The sequence below is a fragment of the Bradyrhizobium sediminis genome (genome assembly GCF_018736105.1).
In the GTDB taxonomy this organism is placed as follows: domain Bacteria; phylum Pseudomonadota; class Alphaproteobacteria; order Rhizobiales; family Xanthobacteraceae; genus Bradyrhizobium.
Genome location: NZ_CP076135.1, coordinates 1,650,684 through 1,667,008 on the forward strand (window position 1 = coordinate 1,650,684; position 16,325 = coordinate 1,667,008).

19 protein-coding genes and 1 tRNA gene are annotated in these 16,325 nt (G+C 63.7%); 8 read left to right on the forward strand and 12 right to left on the reverse strand.

Translation table 11 applies throughout. The features are described 5' to 3' along the window. Positions 1-36 precede the first annotated feature (36 nt). Positions 37-801, forward strand: a complete 765-nt coding sequence (locus tag KMZ68_RS07955) for an SOS response-associated peptidase (protein WP_215615252.1) — start codon at positions 37-39, stop codon at positions 799-801. A gap of 8 nt (positions 802-809) precedes the next feature. Here the strand turns inward: KMZ68_RS07955 and KMZ68_RS07960 are convergent, their stop codons facing one another. From KMZ68_RS07960 to KMZ68_RS07980, 5 genes are all read right to left on the reverse strand, one after another. Then, positions 810-1,454 (reverse strand): aspartate/glutamate racemase family protein, encoded by a 645-nt coding sequence (locus KMZ68_RS07960; protein WP_215615253.1) that lies wholly within the window; start codon positions 1,452-1,454, stop codon positions 810-812. Positions 1,455-1,469: 15 nt separating this feature from the next. Further along, positions 1,470-2,051 (reverse strand): NUDIX domain-containing protein, encoded by a 582-nt coding sequence (locus KMZ68_RS07965; protein ID WP_215615254.1) that lies wholly within the window; start codon positions 2,049-2,051, stop codon positions 1,470-1,472. Between the two features lie 138 nt (positions 2,052-2,189). Next, a complete protein-coding gene (locus tag KMZ68_RS07970; protein WP_249779558.1) occupies positions 2,190-2,651 on the reverse strand; it encodes a GNAT family acetyltransferase in 462 nt (153 codons plus the stop codon). Beyond that, positions 2,648-4,078 (reverse strand): FAD-binding oxidoreductase, encoded by a 1,431-nt coding sequence (locus KMZ68_RS07975; RefSeq protein WP_215615255.1) that lies wholly within the window; start codon positions 4,076-4,078, stop codon positions 2,648-2,650. The genes KMZ68_RS07970 and KMZ68_RS07975 overlap by 4 nt, the downstream gene beginning before the upstream one ends. A 43-nt stretch (positions 4,079-4,121) precedes the next feature. Beyond that, a complete protein-coding gene (locus KMZ68_RS07980) occupies positions 4,122-5,114 on the reverse strand; it encodes an L-threonylcarbamoyladenylate synthase (RefSeq protein ID WP_215615256.1) in 993 nt (330 codons plus the stop codon). A 69-nt stretch (positions 5,115-5,183) separates the two neighbouring features. Here KMZ68_RS07980 and KMZ68_RS07985 point away from each other — a divergent pair. Then, a tRNA-Pro gene (locus tag KMZ68_RS07985) sits at positions 5,184-5,260 on the forward strand. 143 nt (positions 5,261-5,403) lie between these two features. Here the strand turns inward: KMZ68_RS07985 and KMZ68_RS07990 are convergent. After that, on the reverse strand, positions 5,404-6,309 hold the full coding sequence (locus tag KMZ68_RS07990) for a LysR family transcriptional regulator (protein WP_215615257.1): 906 nt from the start codon (positions 6,307-6,309) through the stop codon (positions 5,404-5,406). Between the two features lie 139 nt (positions 6,310-6,448). On the opposite strand from KMZ68_RS07990, the gene KMZ68_RS07995 reads away from it, so the two are divergent. Beyond that, the gene (locus KMZ68_RS07995) at positions 6,449-7,438 is read left to right on the forward strand and encodes a tripartite tricarboxylate transporter substrate-binding protein (protein WP_215615258.1); all 990 of its coding nucleotides are present in this window, start codon (positions 6,449-6,451) and stop codon (positions 7,436-7,438) included. A gap of 67 nt (positions 7,439-7,505) precedes the next feature. Continuing rightward, the gene (locus KMZ68_RS08000; RefSeq protein WP_215615259.1) at positions 7,506-8,582 is read left to right on the forward strand and encodes a tartrate dehydrogenase; all 1,077 of its coding nucleotides are present in this window, start codon (positions 7,506-7,508) and stop codon (positions 8,580-8,582) included. Between the two features lie 104 nt (positions 8,583-8,686). Here KMZ68_RS08000 and KMZ68_RS08005 read toward each other — a convergent pair whose 3' ends face one another. Next, positions 8,687-9,013, reverse strand: a complete 327-nt coding sequence (locus KMZ68_RS08005) for a DUF1330 domain-containing protein (protein ID WP_215615260.1) — start codon at positions 9,011-9,013, stop codon at positions 8,687-8,689. Between the two features lie 139 nt (positions 9,014-9,152). Next, entirely contained in the window at positions 9,153-9,851 is a 699-nt protein-coding gene (locus KMZ68_RS08010) for a winged helix-turn-helix transcriptional regulator (protein ID WP_215615261.1), read from the reverse strand. 241 nt (positions 9,852-10,092) lie between these two features. Here KMZ68_RS08010 and KMZ68_RS08015 point away from each other — a divergent pair, with 241 nt between their 5' ends. Both KMZ68_RS08015 and KMZ68_RS08020 read left to right on the forward strand, forming a co-directional pair. Continuing rightward, positions 10,093-10,593, forward strand: coding sequence for an SRPBCC family protein (locus KMZ68_RS08015; protein ID WP_215615262.1), 501 nt, complete (start codon positions 10,093-10,095; stop codon positions 10,591-10,593). A 320-nt stretch (positions 10,594-10,913) separates the two neighbouring features. Continuing rightward, a complete protein-coding gene (locus KMZ68_RS08020) occupies positions 10,914-12,023 on the forward strand; it encodes a tetratricopeptide repeat protein (protein ID WP_215615263.1) in 1,110 nt (369 codons plus the stop codon). Between the two features lie 61 nt (positions 12,024-12,084). On the opposite strand, the gene KMZ68_RS08025 is transcribed toward KMZ68_RS08020, so the two are convergent. The 4 genes from KMZ68_RS08025 to badH form a co-directional block, all read right to left on the reverse strand. Then, positions 12,085-12,279 carry a hypothetical protein gene (locus KMZ68_RS08025; protein WP_215615264.1) on the reverse strand — a complete coding sequence of 65 codons (195 nt, stop codon included), beginning with the start codon at positions 12,277-12,279 and terminating at the stop codon, positions 12,085-12,087. 226 nt (positions 12,280-12,505) lie between these two features. Next, positions 12,506-13,657: a cyclohexanecarboxyl-CoA dehydrogenase gene (aliB, locus tag KMZ68_RS08030; protein WP_215615265.1), complete on the reverse strand. Its 1,152-nt coding sequence runs from the start codon at positions 13,655-13,657 to the stop codon at positions 12,506-12,508. Positions 13,658-13,728: 71 nt separating this feature from the next. Further along, positions 13,729-14,511, reverse strand: a complete 783-nt coding sequence (gene badI, locus KMZ68_RS08035) for a 2-ketocyclohexanecarboxyl-CoA hydrolase (RefSeq protein ID WP_215615266.1) — start codon at positions 14,509-14,511, stop codon at positions 13,729-13,731. A 21-nt stretch (positions 14,512-14,532) separates the two neighbouring features. After that, positions 14,533-15,300, reverse strand: coding sequence for a 2-hydroxycyclohexanecarboxyl-CoA dehydrogenase (badH, locus tag KMZ68_RS08040; RefSeq protein WP_215615267.1), 768 nt, complete (start codon positions 15,298-15,300; stop codon positions 14,533-14,535). Positions 15,301-15,429: 129 nt separating this feature from the next. Here badH and KMZ68_RS08045 point away from each other — a divergent pair, with 129 nt between their 5' ends. Both KMZ68_RS08045 and KMZ68_RS08050 read left to right on the forward strand, forming a co-directional pair. After that, positions 15,430-15,948 carry a MarR family winged helix-turn-helix transcriptional regulator gene (locus KMZ68_RS08045; protein WP_215615268.1) on the forward strand — a complete coding sequence of 173 codons (519 nt, stop codon included), beginning with the start codon at positions 15,430-15,432 and terminating at the stop codon, positions 15,946-15,948. Between the two features lie 110 nt (positions 15,949-16,058). After that, positions 16,059-16,292, forward strand: coding sequence for a hypothetical protein (locus KMZ68_RS08050; RefSeq protein ID WP_249779620.1), 234 nt, complete (start codon positions 16,059-16,061; stop codon positions 16,290-16,292). Positions 16,293-16,325 lie beyond the last annotated feature (33 nt).

Sequence of the window (16,325 nt, forward strand, 5' to 3'; positions counted from 1 at the left end):
AAAGGGACCTGAACGGATACCTGTCTGGGCCAGAGAATGTGTGGACGCTTCGTCATTACTTCCCCGCCGGCCGCCGTGCGGCAGATTTTCGGCTACCTCGAGCAGCCAAATTTCCCGCCAAGGCATAATATCGCGCCGACGCAACCTATACCTGTCGTGATCGTCGAAAACGGTATCAGGCATTTCCGGCTGATGCGCTGGGGCCTGCTGCCGTCCTGGGTCAAGGACCCCAGGAAATTCACGCTGCTGATCAATGCGCGCTCGGAAACCGCGGCGGAAAAACCGGCCTTCAAGAACGCCATCAGGCGCCGGCGCTGCCTGATCCCGGCCGACGGCTATTACGAATGGCAGGCGGCCGGGACGCGCAAGCGGCCCCACTTCATCCATCGCCGCGACGGGCAACCAATGGGTCTGGCGGGGCTGGCGGAAACCTGGACCGGGCCCAACGGCGAGGAGCTCGACACCGTGGCGATCGTCACGGCGCCGGCGAGCGCCGATCTTGCGGTGCTGCATCACCGCGTGCCGGTGACCATCGCGCCCGCCGATTTCGAGCGCTGGCTCGATTGCCGCGACGACAGTGCGGAGGGCGTGATGGCGCTCTTGGTCGCGCCGCAAGAAGGCGAATTCGTCTGGCACGAGGTTTCGACGCGGGTCAACCGCGTCGCCAATGACGACGCGCAACTGATCCTGCCGATCACCGCGGAGGAGCGGGCGGCGGAAGCGCCGAAGCCCGCGAAGAAAGCCGCCCCGCGCAAGCCGGCATCGGCGGCGTCCGATGACGGGCAGGGGTCGCTGTTTTGACGCAGCATTCAGGTCCCCGTCCCTGCGCCGAGCAACTCCTTTAGCTTCGCAACGGCGCTGTCCGGCGTGGTGAGGACCGGCCGTCCCGACGCCGCGGCGACCAGTTCGGCCGCCGGCGCCATGCTGTATTGCGCGAGCGCGATCAGGTCGCAGCCCCGCAAATCGCGTGAGGCTTCCACGACCAGGCGATCATGCCCGGCGCGGTCGCCGCGATCCAGTGCTGCGAGCGCGCCTTCCGCCAGCTTCGGCACAACCTCCACGGAAGCCGGAAATTCCGGCGGCATCGACACCAGCGTCGGCGCGAAGGTCGAGAGCAGGCCGATCCTGCGGCCCTTCGCAACGGCCTGCTCGATCATCGCTTCATTTGGTTTGAGCACCGGCATCGGCGCGTGCGCGCGCGCCACCGCTTCGATGCAGGGGCCGAAGGCCGAACAGGTGAACAGGATCGCGTCGGCGCCGGTCGAGGCCGCATAGCGCCCGAGCGACAGGAAACGTTCCGCCATCGCGTCAGTGAGGCGGCCGTCACGCTTGAGATCGGCCGACAGGCTGTCGTCGAGCAGGTTCATCAAAGTTGCGTCCGGCCATAGCCGGGCGAACGAAGCCTCGATCGGCACAATCGAATGCTTCAGGGCGTGGATCAAAGCGATGCGCATCGTGTTTAAACGTCCTCAGCGAAAAATGTTCAGCGCCGCATACTGCAGCAGCATGATGGTCTTGGCGTCCGCAATGCGGCCGTCGCCGATCATGTCGAGCGCCTGATCGATCGGCAGCTCCAGCACCTCGATGTCCTCGCCTTCGTCGGCGATGCCGCCGCCGCTGCCGATCTTCATGTGCGGCTGATACTCAGCGACGAAGAAGTGCAGTTTTTCGGTGACCGAGCCGGGGCTCATGAAGGCTTCGAACACCTTGTTGATGTCGCCGAGCCGGTAGCCGGTCTCCTCTTCCGCCTCGGCGCGGATCCGGTTTTCCGGCGACTCGTTGTCGAGCAGGCCGGCGGCGGCCTCGATCAGGAGATCGTCGTAGCCGTTGACATAGGCCGGATAGCGAAACTGCCGCACGAGCACCACGGTGCGCTGCGCCAGATTGTAGGGCAACAGCGTCGCGCCATTGCCGCGGTCGTAGGTTTCCCGATGCTGCGTCTGCCATTCGCCGTTGGCGCGGCGGAATTCGAACGTGGTGGTCTTCAGGGTGTAGTGGTTGTCTGAAAGGACGCGGACGCTCTTGACGCGGATGCGGTCGGAAATGGTCATCTCGATTCCTGTCTGGTTCTCCTCGTCCTGAGGAGCGGCGTCTTCGCCGCGTCTCGAAGGATGAGGCCCATGGTTCGAGACGGCGCTGACGCGCCTCCTCACCATGAGGAGCATTGCCCGGCAGGCAGTACCTGCTGATTACGGCGTCGGCTCGCGGCCGTCGAGCCATCTGGCGAAGACGATCGTCTGCGACTCGGCGTAGCCGATCGATTGGTAGAATGCCCCCGCACTGGCGTTTTCGCGCCGGACCATCAATTGCAGTTTTGCGATGCCCGTCTCGCGCAGCCAGTCCTCGGCCGCCTTCATGATGGCGCGGCCAAAACCCTTGCCGCGATGGTCCGGGTCGGTGGCGACGTAATAGACCCAGCCGCGATGGCCGTCATGGCCGACCATCGCGGTCGCCATGATGGCGTTGCCGACGCGGCCGGCCAGCACCGTCGCGTTCGGCCCGCGCCGCGCCAGCGCGATGTCGGCGGCGGGATCGTTCCATGGCCGCGTCAGGTTGCAGCGTTGCCATAGCGCGATGACCGCGGCGATATCGGCGTCCTCGACCGGCGCGATGGCGAGTGCGGAGATCGGTTTTGGCGGCGGCGCGTTCACAGCACCTTGCCGGGGTTCATGATGCCGAGCGGGTCGAGCATCGCCTTGATGCCGCGCATCAGCTCGATCGCCACCTTGTCCTTGACGTCGGGCAGTTCGTCGCGCTTGAGCACGCCGATGCCGTGCTCGGCGGAGATCGAGCCGCCCATCCGCAGCACGATGTCGAACACGACCGCGTTGACCTCGTGCCAGCGGCCCATGAAGTCGGCGGTGTCGCCGCCAACAGGCTGGCTGACATTGTAATGGATATTGCCGTCGCCGAGATGGCCGAACGGCACCGGCCGCGAGCCCGGAATCAGTTTCACCACCGCGGCGTTGGCTTCCGCGATGAAGGCGGGCACGGCGGCGACCGGCACTGAAATATCGTGCTTGATCGAGCCGCCTTCCGGCTTCTGCGCCGCCGACATTTCGTCGCGCAGCTTCCAGAAGCCTGAGCGCTGGCTGAGGCTGGCCGCGATGACGGCGTCGTCGACGATGCCGTCGTCGAAACCCTTGGCCAGGATCGCTTCCAGCGTGGCGCGGGCGTCGTCGCGCGGCGACGACAGCTCCATCAGCACGTACCAGGGATGCCGGCCGGCGAGGGGATGGCGGACATCGATGCCGTGGCGGACGCTGAAACCGACCGCGATGTCGGCCAGCAGTTCGAAACTGGTGAGCGTGCCCGCAGCCTCGTTCTGCGAGATCGACAGCAGCTTCAGCGCGTCGGCGGGCGATTTCAGGCCGACGAAGGCGGTCTCCACCGCGCGCGGCTTCGGGAACAGTTTCAGGGTCGCCGCGGTGATGATGCCGAGCGTGCCTTCGGCGCCGATGAAGAGGTTGCGCAGGTCGTAGCCGGTATTGTCCTTTTTCAGCTTCGACAGCCCGTTCAGAATACGGCCGTCGGCCAGCACAACTTCCAGCCCGAGCGCCATTTCGCGCGCCACGCCATAGGCCAGCGCCGTGGTCCCGCCGGCATTGGTGGAGAGGTTGCCGCCGATGGTGCAGCTTCCTTCCGCGCCGAGCGACAGAGGAAACAGCCGGTCGACCTCGGAAGCGCGCTGTTGCGCGATCTGCAGCACCACGCCGGCCTCGCAGGTCATGGTGTTGGACGCGGTGTCGATGTCGCGGATCTTGTCCATCCGCCGCAATGATACCACCACCTCGCCGTTGTGCGGGGTCTGGCCGCCGACGAGGCCGGTATTGCCGCCCTGCGGCACCAGCGCGATCCGGTGCTCGGTGGCGAGCTTGCAGATGGCGGAGACTTCCGCGGTCGAGCCCGGCCGCAACACCAGCGGCGACCGCCCGCGAAACAGGTCGCGCTCCTCGGTGACGTAAGGCGCGATATCGGCCTGATCCGTGACCGCGTATTTGTCGCCGACGATCGAACGAAATTGTGCGATCAGTTCGGGCGAGAGCGGCGGCGGCGTCGAAGGCTGGACGATATTCATTTCTGTCTCTTGTTCTTGTCGCTCGTTGTTTGCTCGCGTTGCCTCAGTCCCGTCCCACCGCGGCGCGGCGCAGCCGGTCATTGATGGCTTCGCCGAGCCCGTGATGCGGGATCGGCATCACCGCGATGGCGCGGGCGTCTTTGGTGTCGAGCGCACGAAGATAACCGAAAAGATTGGCGGCGGCCTCATCGACATTGCTCCGAGGCGACAGATTCATGATCGCGGCCGCCCCGTCCGAGCCCGGCACCGAGGCGGGGCCGAACGCCAGCAGCGCTTCGCCGGGCTCGACTCTATCGGCATTGAGCCTGACCCTGGTGCGCGGCGCGTAATGCGAGGCCAGCATGCCCGGCGCCAGCGGTTGTCCGCTGTCGGCGTCGGGATCGGCGGGCGGTTGCGCCAGCGCCCGGCCCAGCACGCGCTCGATCTCGGCGCGGGGCAGGCCGCCCGGGCGCAGCAGCATCGGCTGCTCGATGCATCCGACGATGGTCGATTCGACGCCGACCGCGACCGGTCCGCCGTCGACGATCAGGTCGATCCGCCCGGTCAGGTCGCCCTGCACATGGGCTGCCGTAGTCGGCGAGACATGGCCCGACAGATTAGCCGACGGCGCCACCACCGGCCCGCCGAAGGCGCGCAGGATGGCCAGCGCCACCGGGTGGGCGGGAACCCGGATCGCGACGGTCTCGAGCCCGGCGGTTGCGAGATCGGCGACCGGGCAATCGGCGGCTTTGGGCAGCACCAGCGTCAGCGGCCCCGGCCAGAACGCCTCGGCGAGCAAGGTGGCCGTCGCATCAAAACGGGCAATCCGCCGGGCGGCGGCGAGATCGCCGACATGCGCAATCAGCGGATTGAACGCCGGCCGGCCCTTGGCCTGGTAGAGCCGGGCAATGGCGGCGGGGTTGGCGGCGTCTGCGCCCAGGCCGTAAACGGTCTCGGTCGGGAACGCGACCAGGCCGCCCTCGGCGAGGCAGGATGCCGCCGCGGCCACGGCGGCCTCGCCGGCGGGCAGAATCCGCGTTTTCAGGGCTACATTCACAGGGAAGATTATCCTCAAATCGGCTTCTTGCGGTGCACGAAACCCAAGGCTATAAGCCGCCCATCTTGTCGGAGTGTGGCTCAGCCCGGTAGAGCACTGCGTTCGGGACGCAGGGGTCGCAGGTTCAAATCCTGCCACTCCGACCAGTTATTTTCGGGCGTTTTGCCCTCTTTCCCGAGCGCTTTCAAGGCTAGCCACGGGTCAACGCCCAAAGACCCACCCCAAGCCCGTTATCTCTCGCCATCAGGTCTCGCCTTCGGCGTGCCCGATGACAGGCTGCTCTTGTGCTTCAGGCCTCCTGCGCATAGCGCGAAAGTGAAGTCTTGAGCATCTCCAGCATTTCGTCCCTGATGAGATCGCGTGTACCGCGAGTCCAGGCCGCCGCAAGCGGCAGTCTGTTCATATCGGACGCCTCAAGCGGGATATATCGAACACCGCGCGCCGCCATTCGGGATGTCCATCTTGGAACGATGGCGACGCCCAGTTCGGCGGCGACGAGATTGACGATGGTCTGCTTTTCATCGGCAAGCTGGGCGATGCGCGCATGCAGTCCGGCTTGAGCAAACAGCTTCATGGTGAGGTCGTGACTGTGCGGACGCGAACGGCGCTCGGGCACGATCAACGGCTGCTCGGCGAGATCGGTGATGGTTACCCGCTTTCTCGATGCGAGCGGGTGACGACTGGAGACGGCGACTACAGCCGTCTCGTGAAAGAGCAGCAGGAATTCAAGCCGGCTGTCTGGTTTGTCCGGAGGGCGCACCAGAGCGAGGTCCAGCCGCCCGGAGATCAGCCGGGGCAGCAGGCGGATCGTCTTGTCCTCCGTCAATTTCACCGTGACATCCGGCCTCCGCTCGCGAAAATCGTGAAGCAGCATCGGGAAAAGTCCTGCAGCCGCGCTATCGATCGCGCCGACGCGGATGGTCGAGGCCTGCCTCCGGCCGCGCGCGCGGAATTTGACCGCAAGGCTGTCCGCCTGCGCCAGCAAGGTGCGCGCTTCCCTGAGAAGGACAGCGCCGTCATCGGTCAGCGCTACGCTGCGGGTGGTGCGTGTCATGAGCCTGGTGCCGAGATCGTCTTCGAGCAGCCGGATGTGCCGCCCAAGCGCGGAGGGCAGCATTTCGAGCCGTTGGGCTGCGCGTCCAAAATGAAGTTCCTCGGCCGCGGCAACGAAACAGCGAAGCTGGTGCAATTCCATCTCCGGTCCTCCTTGCCGTAGATTATATCAAATATTTGTATAATCGCGCGCCAATTGCAGGGCCGCGACATCAGGACGTAGCTTGCCCGGAACCGCTGAACGCAGCAGAATCAGCCAACCAATTTGATGGGAGTGACCAATGCGGTTCAGTCGTCGCGCGATGCTTTCCGGCGCCATCGCTGCCATGTCAACGTTGCTGTCGCAGGCCGTCACTGCGCAGACCGCCTTTCCGACCAAGCCGATCACACTCATCGTTCCGGCCGCGTCCGGAGGGCCGACCGACACAGTGGCCCGCCTCATTGGGGAATCGATGGGCAGAACCCTTGGTCAGACGGTCATTGTCGAAAATCTCGGCGGAGCAGGCGGGACACTCGGCATGGCGCGTGTGTCGAAGTCGGCCGCTGACGGATACACGATCGCCGTCTGGCACATCGCGCACGCTACCGCTCCCGCGCTCTACGAATCTCTCAAATACGACGTCGTCAACGACTTCGATCACCTCGGCCGCATTACCGACGTGCCCATGACCCTTGTGTCAAAACCGACGCTGCCGGTCAGCAACGTGACCGAGCTTCTGGAGTGGATTCGCGCCAACAAGGACAAAGCCACCTATGGGCATGCTGGTGTCGGCTCCGCCTCGCATCTTTGCATGCTGATGCTGATGAAAGAGCTTGGTGTGCAAATGAACGGGATTCCCTATCGCGGCACCGGGCCGGCAATGAACGACCTGCTGGGTAACCAGTTCGATCTGATGTGCGACCAGACGACCAATACCACCAATCAGATCAAGGACGGCAAGATCAAGGGCTTCGCCGTCACGACCAAATCCAGGGTCTCATCGGTGCCCGACCTGCCGCCGCTCGATGCGGGAGCCGTCAAAGGCTTCGAGGTCTCGGCTTGGCACGCAATGTGGGCCCCGAAGGGATTGCCGAAGGATGTTTCCGACAAGCTTGTCGCTGCTCTTCAAGCGGCGCTCAGGGATGCCAAGGTCATCGAGCGGTTTGCGAACCTCGGCACCGAGCCGGTCCAGGCGGATTTGGCGACGCCGGCGGCGCTCAAGGCCCATCTCGCAGCCGAAGTGCAGCGGTGGGGGGCCGTCATCAAGGCTTCAGGCGCGAAAGGGAATTGAGCTCCCCGCCACAGCCGCCCGATCACCAATAACTGACAAGCGATCATTCGCGATCCGGAGACTTTCCGTGAAGACGTACGCCATAGCAGCCATCCCGGGCGACGGGATCGGCACCGAAGTCGTTGCCGCAGGGGTGGAGGTCTTGCACGCTTTGGCCGGCCGCGACGGCAATTTCAAGTTTCGGGTAGACCATTTCGACTGGGGGTCCGCTTACTACAAGAAGCACGGCATCATGATGCCGGAGAACGGCCGCGACCAGATCAGGAAGCATGACGCCATCCTGTTCGGCTCGGCCGGCGCGCCTGACGTGCCGGATCACATCACGCTATGGGGTTTGCGGCTGGCGATCTGCCAGCCGTTCGATCAATATGCCAATGTCCGGCCGACCCGAATCCTGCCCGGCATCACCAGCCCGCTGCGCAATGTCCACGGCAAAGAGCTCGACTGGGTGATCGTTCGCGAGAATTCCGAGGGCGAATATGCCGGCGTGGGTGGCCGCGTACACAAGGGCTTGCCGCTCGAAGTCGCGACCGACGTGTCGATCCTGACGCGCGCCGGCGTCGAGCGCATCATGCGCTTCGCTTTCAGGCTGGCGCAGTCTCGGCCGCGCAAACTGCTGACGGTAGTTACCAAATCCAACGCCCAGCGCCACGCGATGGTGATGTGGGACGAGATCGCCGCCGAGATCGCGGCAGAGTTCAGTGACGTCGCCTGGGACAAGATGCTGGTCGATGCCATGACCATGCGCATGGTCATGAAGCCGGAAACCCTTGATACGGTCGTGGCGACCAACCTGCATGCCGATGTCCTGTCGGATCTTGCTGCCGCGCTCGCGGGGTCGCTCGGGATCGCGCCGACGGCGAACCTCAATCCGGAACGAACTTACCCCTCGATGTTCGAGCCGATTCATGGCTCGGCCTTCGACATCATCGGCAAGGGCATCGCCAACCCGATCGGCACGTTCTGGTCTGCGGTGATGATGCTGGAACATCTCGGCGAGCCAGCTGCCGCTGCGCGATTGATGCAGGCGATCGAGCGTGTCGCCGCCGACAAGCGCTTTCACACACCGGACCTCGGCGGCAAGGCCAGGACAGCGGAAGTCACGGCTGCCGTCATCGACAGCATCCACGGTGCCAACGACTGAAGACAGTCCTGCTTTTCCAGGCGGCTGTAGCGCGCAATCGCAGCGCCGGGTTCCGGCGCTGCGATCTATTGGTGGCATTGCATTTCGCAGGCGCGACCTGTCGTTCAGCCCTTGACGAGATACGGAATCGTTCCGGCCAGATCGGTATCGTCGATCAGCTGGAAGCGGCTCTCGCTGCCGTCCCGGCGCGCCGCGGCGTAGCCGACGTAGGCGGGATCGGTGACGAAGGATTCCGCCGCTTTCGCCGTCGGGAACGCCATGATCGCGATCAGCGACGTATCGAGAGGCGTGCCTTCCAGTGTCTTCACGTTGCCGCTGCGCGACAGATACTTGCCGCCGTGCTTGTGCACGAGGTCGTGCACCGAGGCCGCGTAGTCCGGCACCCATTTGTCGTCGGTCACCTTGATGTCTGCGATCAAAAACGCCGTCATGCCATGTCTCTCCTGGCTCGAAGTCAGCCTCCGCGGGAATGGGAGGTCTGACCTCGGCTTGCCAGACGAGCGACGCTGCCTGCCAGTTCAGGAAGTGAATCAGCCCAATACAGAGACTGAACCGGCCGTGTCGCCCGCGTCAGCTCGCCAGCTTCTGTTCCTTCGCAAAGGGACTGAGGCCGAGCCAGCTCTGCATCGCCGCGGCGAGCTTGCGGTTGCCGGTCAATATCATGCAGCGGTTGGCAACGGCGGCGCGTACGGTGTCGAGCCCCATCCAGATCGCCGTCATGGTTCTGAGATCGACCGACACATAGAGATCGACGTCGAAGCCCGGATCGATCGAGCAGAGATCGACGCTGTCGCTGGGATCGACGATCAGCCACCATGAGCGCTGCGCCGCCGGCAGCTCGGGATAGGTGAACTGCACCACGCTACGCTCTGCCGGCATCGGCGTGGTGTTCAGGTTCCGCCGCATGTCCCACATCAGGAGCTGGACATCGAGATGCTGCAGCGACAGATGCGATTCGATGCGGCGCTGGCCCCAGACCCCGAACGCCTCGACGATGGGCCCGAGTTCGCGGCCCGCTGCGGTCAATTGATATTCGAAGACGCCGCGTTCCGAGCCCGACGATTGACGCGCGACGATGCCGGCCGCTTCGAGCTCCTTCAATCGCTGCGAGAGCAGGGCAGGCGACATCCGCGGCACGCCGCGGCGCAACTCGTTGAAGCGCGTCGAGCCGGCGATGAGTTCACGGAGCAGCACCACGGTCCAGCGCGTGCATAATATCTCTGCGGCCATCGCGACCGGGCAGAACTGCCTGTAGCTGCCTATGGTCATGCTTTCCTCCGTGACAGGCGAGACGGGGAGCTTACGGCCGAACCGGCGGGGCTCCTAGTTCAGTTTCTGTATCTGCCTCGATTCATTTCCTGAACTGGCTGGCCGTGGCGGGGATCGATAATCGACCGGGATTGCGAGCAGGAGCTCGCCTGCAGGATATGCATTTTGCCGTTGCACCGGCGTTCCGTCGGCAATCGCCGAACCGCATGCCTGCAGTCCTCAAAATGCAAAAGGATCCTCCATGAAGAATAACATCACCGCATTGGTCCGTTCCGCGGCGCTTTGCGCCGTCACGCTTGGCTTTGGCGCGATGCCGGCCTCCGCTGCCACCTTGACCCGCAGCATCGAGGTCAACGGCGCGCCCTCGGCGGTGTGGTCCGTGATCGGCGCGTTCTGCGCCATCAAGGACTGGCTGCCGCCGGTCGGCATGTGCATCGAAGACGGCAAATCTCCGCCAACCCGGACGCTCGTCACCAAGGACGGCAAGGCCTCGTTCGTCGAGACGCAGATCTCGCGCAACGACAGGGAGTACAGCTACTCCTACGCCTTCATATCGAGCCCGTTGCCGGTCACGAACTACAAATCGACCATCAAGGTCACCGCCAAGGGGGACGGCGTTTCCGTCGTGACCTGGACCGGCGCCTACACGCCCGATTCAGGTAAGGAGAAGGATGCGATGGACGCCCTGAACGGCGTCTACGAATCCGGCCTGGCCGCGATCCAGGCCAAGTTCAAGAAGTAGGCGGCTCGCGGAGAGCGGCTACACAGCAGTAGCCCGGATGTGCGCAGCGATATCGTCGCTCATCCGGGCTGCGCTTTCCGTCCTCGGGAGTGTGGCAACATGGGATGGATCCTCCACGACGCGCGACACAACGCATAAAAAGAGCATTTGGTCCCTGATCCCTCGCTCGCGCCTTGATCTAGCGCACCTTCCCGCTGTTTCGGAACGACGGCGGATCAATCCGCCAATGCGCATCGCGCACGGTGTCGAATTGACCTGGATCAGTGCAATTCAGCCCAGCCTGGGAGTTAAATGCCCGTGCATAAATGGGGAGCCAGTCGATGCGGTCACTGATTGCAGCTTTCATCGCGACGGCGCTATCTATTCTTGCAAGTCCTGGCTGGGCGGCCAGCCAGCGCGACTATGATGACTGCAATCAGACAAAGGACCAGGATCGGCGTATCGCTGGCTGCACGCGTGTCATCGACGATCGCAAGGAGCCGGCTGGCAATCGTGCTAAGGCCCACTACAGGCGAGGAATCGGCTGGTACGTCAAGGGTGATTTCGACCGCGCGCTGGCAGACCTCAGCGAAGCGATCCGGCTCGATCCCAAGTTTACGGCGGCTTACAATGACCGCGGTATCGTGTTTCAGGAAAAACGCGATTATGCCCGAGCCATCAGCGATACGACGCGCGCCATGGAGCTGCGCGGCAAGGCGAGTTACGAGGACTACCTGACGCGCGCCAATTCCTTTCGGCTGTCGGGTAACCCTTCGGCGGCGCTCGATGACATCAAGGCTGCCGGTTCGGCCTATCCCGACCAGCAGGGGCCGTCATATTTCTATTTTCTGGGATGGAACCTGTATCTGCTTGGCCGGTACGACGAAGCCATCGACGCCATGACGTCAGCTATCGCGCAACGGGCGGACTATTACTGGGCGTATTTCCGGCGTGGCGCGAGTTACGACAAGAAAGGCGATCGCGCGAAAGCGCGGGAAGATCTGCAAAAGGCCGCCGCCCATATCGAGGCGGAATACTGGGATGACGAGGCCAAGGCCGTTTTCGCGCAGTTCGGATTGCAGTCGCCTACCGGATTGCCGGTCAACGCGCAAAGTCTGGTGGGTATGTACGATCTCTACAATCTGAAGCGATTCCGCACGGCGGGAGAGCTGCCGGCGCCGGCCAGCCGCATGGTCATCGCCGCGGGTGACGGCGGCACCATCCAGGCGGGCAGTCCGAGCGACGTCGTCAAACCCGAATCCGTCTGGAAGAGTGTCGGCAAGCTCCAGGGCAGGCACGGCTATTACGACTGGAAATTCGAAGACGGCAAGACCGGACGCACGGATTTCGTCGTCACCGCCGATAATGACCTGATCGGTCACGTGCAGATCTCGGACCCGGCGCGGCAAGCCCAATTCAATTGGTGGTACCTCGCGAAGCGGCGGCCATAGCTGAGCCGATAGATGGCGGCCAGATCCGTCTCGCTGGGCTGCGCCTGCTTCGCTTTGCGTTTCAGCTCTCGTGCTCGGTAAATTTCTTGTAGATCCAGCGCCGGCCATCATGGCGCCGCCAGACCCGGCCGGTCAGCAAGCGTCCGGTGATCGATCGCCGGGGCATGACGACGTTCCAGAGATGCCAGACCTCGGCCCAGGCGGGCTTTGGGCTCAGGCCCAATATTCGAAATCGCTCCCGGCGTTCAGCGAGCATCATGCCTTCCGCTAACCAAGCCGTCATGCGGATCTGGATCGCTCGACGGCCGTGCGCCGGGAGAATTCCCGGTCAGTGCACGATAGCGCGCACCGGTAGCGCCGCAATTGAAGTCGCCGGTTAAGCTAACCTGTCAACCTTACCGGCGGCCATCGCGCGCTCGGCGCTCTGCCCTTTGCGGTCAGGCGAACGGGGTTCCCGCCTGGCCTCGCGCGACGTGCTTTTGCTAGGCGGGAACCGCCGCCCGGCCGGCCCGCGTACGGGCGATGATGGTCTTCATGATCTGGGCCGTGCCGTCGCCGATCTGGAAGCCGAGGACGTCGCGTAGCCGCTGCTCCATCGGGCCCCGGTCGTAGCCGCCGTGGCCGAACATCAGCAGGCATTGATGAACGACATCATAGGCAAGCTTCGGCGCCCACCACTTGCACATGGCCGCCTCCGCGCTATGCCGGGCTCCCTTGTCTTTCAGCCACAGTGTCTGCAGGCAAAGCAGGCGGGCCGCCTCGAGCTGCGTATCGAGTTCGGCGAGTGGATGCGACACACCCTGAAAGGCAGCCAATGGTTGGCCGAACGCCTGCCGCTCCACGACATAGGCCCAGGCCTCCTCCAGTGCGACGCGTGCGACGGCGAGAACCTGCAGTCCGATCAGGGCACGCGAGAAATCGAAGCCCTGCATCACCTGCACGAAGCCCTTGTTCTCCTCGCCGAGGCGATGTGAAACGGGTACGCGAACGTTTTCGAAAAACAGGGAGCCGCGTCCGATTGCGCGTTGGCCATGACAATCGAAGCGGCTCCGCGTGATGCCCGGCAGATCCATCGGGATGAGCAGTGCCGTAACGCCATGGGCGCCGGATTCCGGTGGACCGGTACGACCGAACACCACCGCCGCATCCGCCTGATCGGCAGCAGAAATCGATGTCTTTTCGCCATTGACGACGTATTCATCGCCGATACGTTCGACCTGCAGGCGCAGATTGGCTGCGTCGGACCCGCCACGCGGTTCGGTCAGCGCGAGGGCCAGAAGCGCCTCGCCGCTGATCAGACGCGCCAGCCAGGGTTTGGCAACGTCCGGCCGGCCGTGATGCGACAGGATCTGACCGTTCAGCGAGGCCAGCAGATTGATGTAGGAAATGCTGAGGTCGGCGCGTGCGACCTCTTCGTGGATCACTCCGGCCGCAAGGCAGCCCGTCCCCAGGCCACCGAATCGCTCCGGCAGCTCCGGGGCGATGAATCCCATTTCGCCCATCGCTTTCATCAGCCCGCGATCGAGGAGGCGCGTCCTGTCGCGTTCCTGGAAGCCTGGAGCAATGCGGTCGGCCGCGAACCGCCTGACCTGATCGCCGAGCGCGACCAGATCTTCGTCGAGATACGGGTTCACCTGCTCGCCTCCTTGACATATGAGACCTGTCACTGCCGGGCCGCCTGAACGGCGGTCTTGCATGCGGTTCGTTACTTGGAGAACTTGCGGAAATCGGGTTTGCGCTTCTCCTGCAGCGCCTTGACGCCTTCGCGGGATTCCTCGGTGTCGTAATAGAGCTTGAGCGCGTACAGGCCCATGCCGGCGATGCCGGCCTGGTGGGCGGTATCCATGTTGAAGCTGCGCTTGGCGATCGCGATCGCTGTCGGGCTGCGCTCGCACAATTCCTCGCCCCACTTCTGCACTTCCGCGTCGAGTTGGTGGTGCGGCACGCAGGCGTTGGCCAGCCCCATGGCGACTGCCTCCTGCCCGGAGTAGCGGCGGCACATATACCACATCTCGCGAGCCTTCTTTTCGCCGACGACCCGGGCCAGAAACGCCGTACCGTAGCCGGGATCCACCGAGCCCATCTTGGGGCCGACCTGGCCAAAGGTGGCCTTCTCCGAACAGATTGTCAGGTCGCATATCGTGCACAGCACGTTGCCGCCGCCGATCGCATAACCCTGCACGCGTGCGATCACCACCTTCGGCACGTCACGTATTGCCGTATGCAGCTCTTCCATCGGAAGGCCGATCGTGCCTCGGCCGTCATAGTTGCCGTCATGGGCCGACTGGTCGCCGCCCGTGCAAAAGGCCCGATCGCCTGCGCCGGCGAGAACGATCGCGCCGACGCTCTTGTCGTAGCCGGCCTTGTACAGCGCCTTGATCAGCTCGTCGCAGGTCTTGCCGCGAAAGGCGTTCATCTTGTCCGGCCGGTTGATGATGATCCAGGCCACGCCGTTGCGAATTTCGTAAATCAGATCCTCGAATTCCATCTTTTCCTCCCTGAATCTCGATCAGCCGTTCATCGTCAGGCCGCCGGATACGCTCAGCACCTGGCCGGTCACATAGGCGGCATCGTCGCTCGCGAAGAACAGGATGGCGCCAGGCAGGTCCTCGGGCTGGCCGATGCGCCCGAGGGGGATCGACCGCTTGAACGCTTCCACCAGTTTTTCCGGGTTGCCGGCACCCTCCTTGTAATCGGCAAACAGCGCAGTGTCGGTTGGTCCCGGACAGACGACGTTCACGGTGATGCCGTGACGGGCGTGCTCGCGAGCGATCGTCTTCGAGAACGCCACGAGGCCGCCCTTGCAGGCGGCATAAACGGCCTCGCCGGACGAGCCGACGCGCGCCGCGTCCGACGAGATGTTGACGATGCGGCCGGACTTGCGCGCGGTCATGCCGGGCAGCACCGCGTGGTGCATATGCAACGCGCCGGTCAGGTTAACCGCGATGAGCTTGTCCCATTGCGCCGGTTCGGTCCTGGCGAAAGGACAAAAGATGTCCCAGCCGGCGTTGTTGACCAATATGTCGATTGGCGCAAACCTGGATTCCGCGGCGGCGACCGCAGCATCGACGCTCTTTCTTTCCGTGATGTCGCAACGGAACGCTTCCGCGGCACCGCCGTCCTTCCGGATAGCCGAAGCCACTTTTTCCGCCGCTTCAGGATTGAGATCGAACACGGCGACCTGCGCGCCTTCACGGGCGAACCTGCGGCAAGTCGCACCGCCGATGCCGCCGCCTCCGCCCGTGACGATAACGGTCTTGCTGGCGAAACGCTTCATGACACCTCCCGTTTTTTGTACCGGGCTCTCGGTCTGAGCCGAAGTCCAGGCCGAATGCCTTGCATCCCGGCGTGTTATATGACAATATATTGTCATAGTATGCATCCAGGCACAAGAGCGAAAATCGCGATGGCAAAGAGCCGGAAGCCAACGTTGGAAGCGTCAGGGGAGCTCGCTACCCGGCTGGAATTGGCCAACAGGCTGTTCTTTCGCCTCTATCAATGTGCCAATATGTTGCATAAAACGGGGAGCCGGGCGGTCGAGGCGGAAGGTCTCACCACGCAGCAATGGGCGGTATTGGGGGCGTTGTCGCGGGAAGGTGCGCAAAGCGGCATAAGTATCGGTGATCTTGCGAAGTACCTCATGGTGACCCGGCAGAGCCTGGCCGGGCTGATCAGCCGCATGGAGCGGGACGGTCATATCTCAGTCGCCACCGCTTCGCGTGATCGGCGCTCCAGAATGGTGACGATGACCGCATCGGGGCGTCGCGTGTGGCAAATTCAGGCTCAGCCGAAAATCCGCGGGTACTACGAACAGGTACTTTTGGATTTTTCCATCAACGACATTGCGCATGCGCTCCACTACCTGCTCAAGATACTGGAAAACATGCAGAGATTGGATGACAGTGAGCCTTCCGCCGAGGATTGAAGTCGCGGTTGAGCTGACCCCTCAACCTCACCGGCGGTTCACGATGGGTTTAAGCGGTGTTCTCGATGCGGAATTCTCTCAAGCGCGCGGCCGGACTGCTGACGCTGTTGATGGTTGCAGGCGGCGCGAATGGGGCTTTCGCCACGCCGCTGACGCCGTTTCGTTACGAGGCGCAGGCACAACGGCATTGTCCCGCCGACACCGTGGTGTGGCTCGATTTCCGAAAAGGCGTCTACTATGCAAGGCGCCAGAAGCGCTATGGGCAGGGCAGCAACGGCAGCTTCGCGTGCCTGGAGGAAGTGCGCAGCAACGGCTATCGCCGCTCGCTGCTCGGAGTTCGCTAGGCCGGATTGCTCGAGCGGCATCAACAGTTCTCG

What these genes read in the sequence shown, in the direction of transcription:
- KMZ68_RS08015 (WP_215615262.1), top strand. Translation starts at nt 10,093, where the DNA reads ATGAAGAATAACATCACCGCATTGGTCCGTTCCGCGGCGCTTTGCGCC.
- KMZ68_RS07990 (WP_215615257.1), bottom strand. Translation starts at nt 6,309, where the DNA reads ATGGAATTGCACCAGCTTCGCTGTTTCGTTGCCGCGGCCGAGGAACTT.
- KMZ68_RS08005 (WP_215615260.1), bottom strand. Translation starts at nt 9,013, where the DNA reads ATGACGGCGTTTTTGATCGCAGACATCAAGGTGACCGACGACAAATGG.
- badH (WP_215615267.1), bottom strand. Translation starts at nt 15,300, where the DNA reads ATGAAGCGTTTCGCCAGCAAGACCGTTATCGTCACGGGCGGAGGCGGC.
- KMZ68_RS08050 (WP_249779620.1), top strand. Translation starts at nt 16,059, where the DNA reads ATGGTTGCAGGCGGCGCGAATGGGGCTTTCGCCACGCCGCTGACGCCG.
- KMZ68_RS08025 (WP_215615264.1), bottom strand. Translation starts at nt 12,279, where the DNA reads ATGCTCGCTGAACGCCGGGAGCGATTTCGAATATTGGGCCTGAGCCCA.
- KMZ68_RS08010 (WP_215615261.1), bottom strand. Translation starts at nt 9,851, where the DNA reads ATGACCATAGGCAGCTACAGGCAGTTCTGCCCGGTCGCGATGGCCGCA.
- KMZ68_RS08020 (WP_215615263.1), top strand. Translation starts at nt 10,914, where the DNA reads ATGCGGTCACTGATTGCAGCTTTCATCGCGACGGCGCTATCTATTCTT.
- KMZ68_RS08045 (WP_215615268.1), top strand. Translation starts at nt 15,430, where the DNA reads ATGGCAAAGAGCCGGAAGCCAACGTTGGAAGCGTCAGGGGAGCTCGCT.
- KMZ68_RS07975 (WP_215615255.1), bottom strand. Translation starts at nt 4,078, where the DNA reads ATGAATATCGTCCAGCCTTCGACGCCGCCGCCGCTCTCGCCCGAACTG.
- KMZ68_RS07955 (WP_215615252.1), top strand. Translation starts at nt 37, where the DNA reads ATGTGTGGACGCTTCGTCATTACTTCCCCGCCGGCCGCCGTGCGGCAG.
- badI (WP_215615266.1), bottom strand. Translation starts at nt 14,511, where the DNA reads ATGGAATTCGAGGATCTGATTTACGAAATTCGCAACGGCGTGGCCTGG.
- KMZ68_RS07995 (WP_215615258.1), top strand. Translation starts at nt 6,449, where the DNA reads ATGCGGTTCAGTCGTCGCGCGATGCTTTCCGGCGCCATCGCTGCCATG.
- KMZ68_RS07965 (WP_215615254.1), bottom strand. Translation starts at nt 2,051, where the DNA reads ATGACCATTTCCGACCGCATCCGCGTCAAGAGCGTCCGCGTCCTTTCA.
- KMZ68_RS07960 (WP_215615253.1), bottom strand. Translation starts at nt 1,454, where the DNA reads ATGCGCATCGCTTTGATCCACGCCCTGAAGCATTCGATTGTGCCGATC.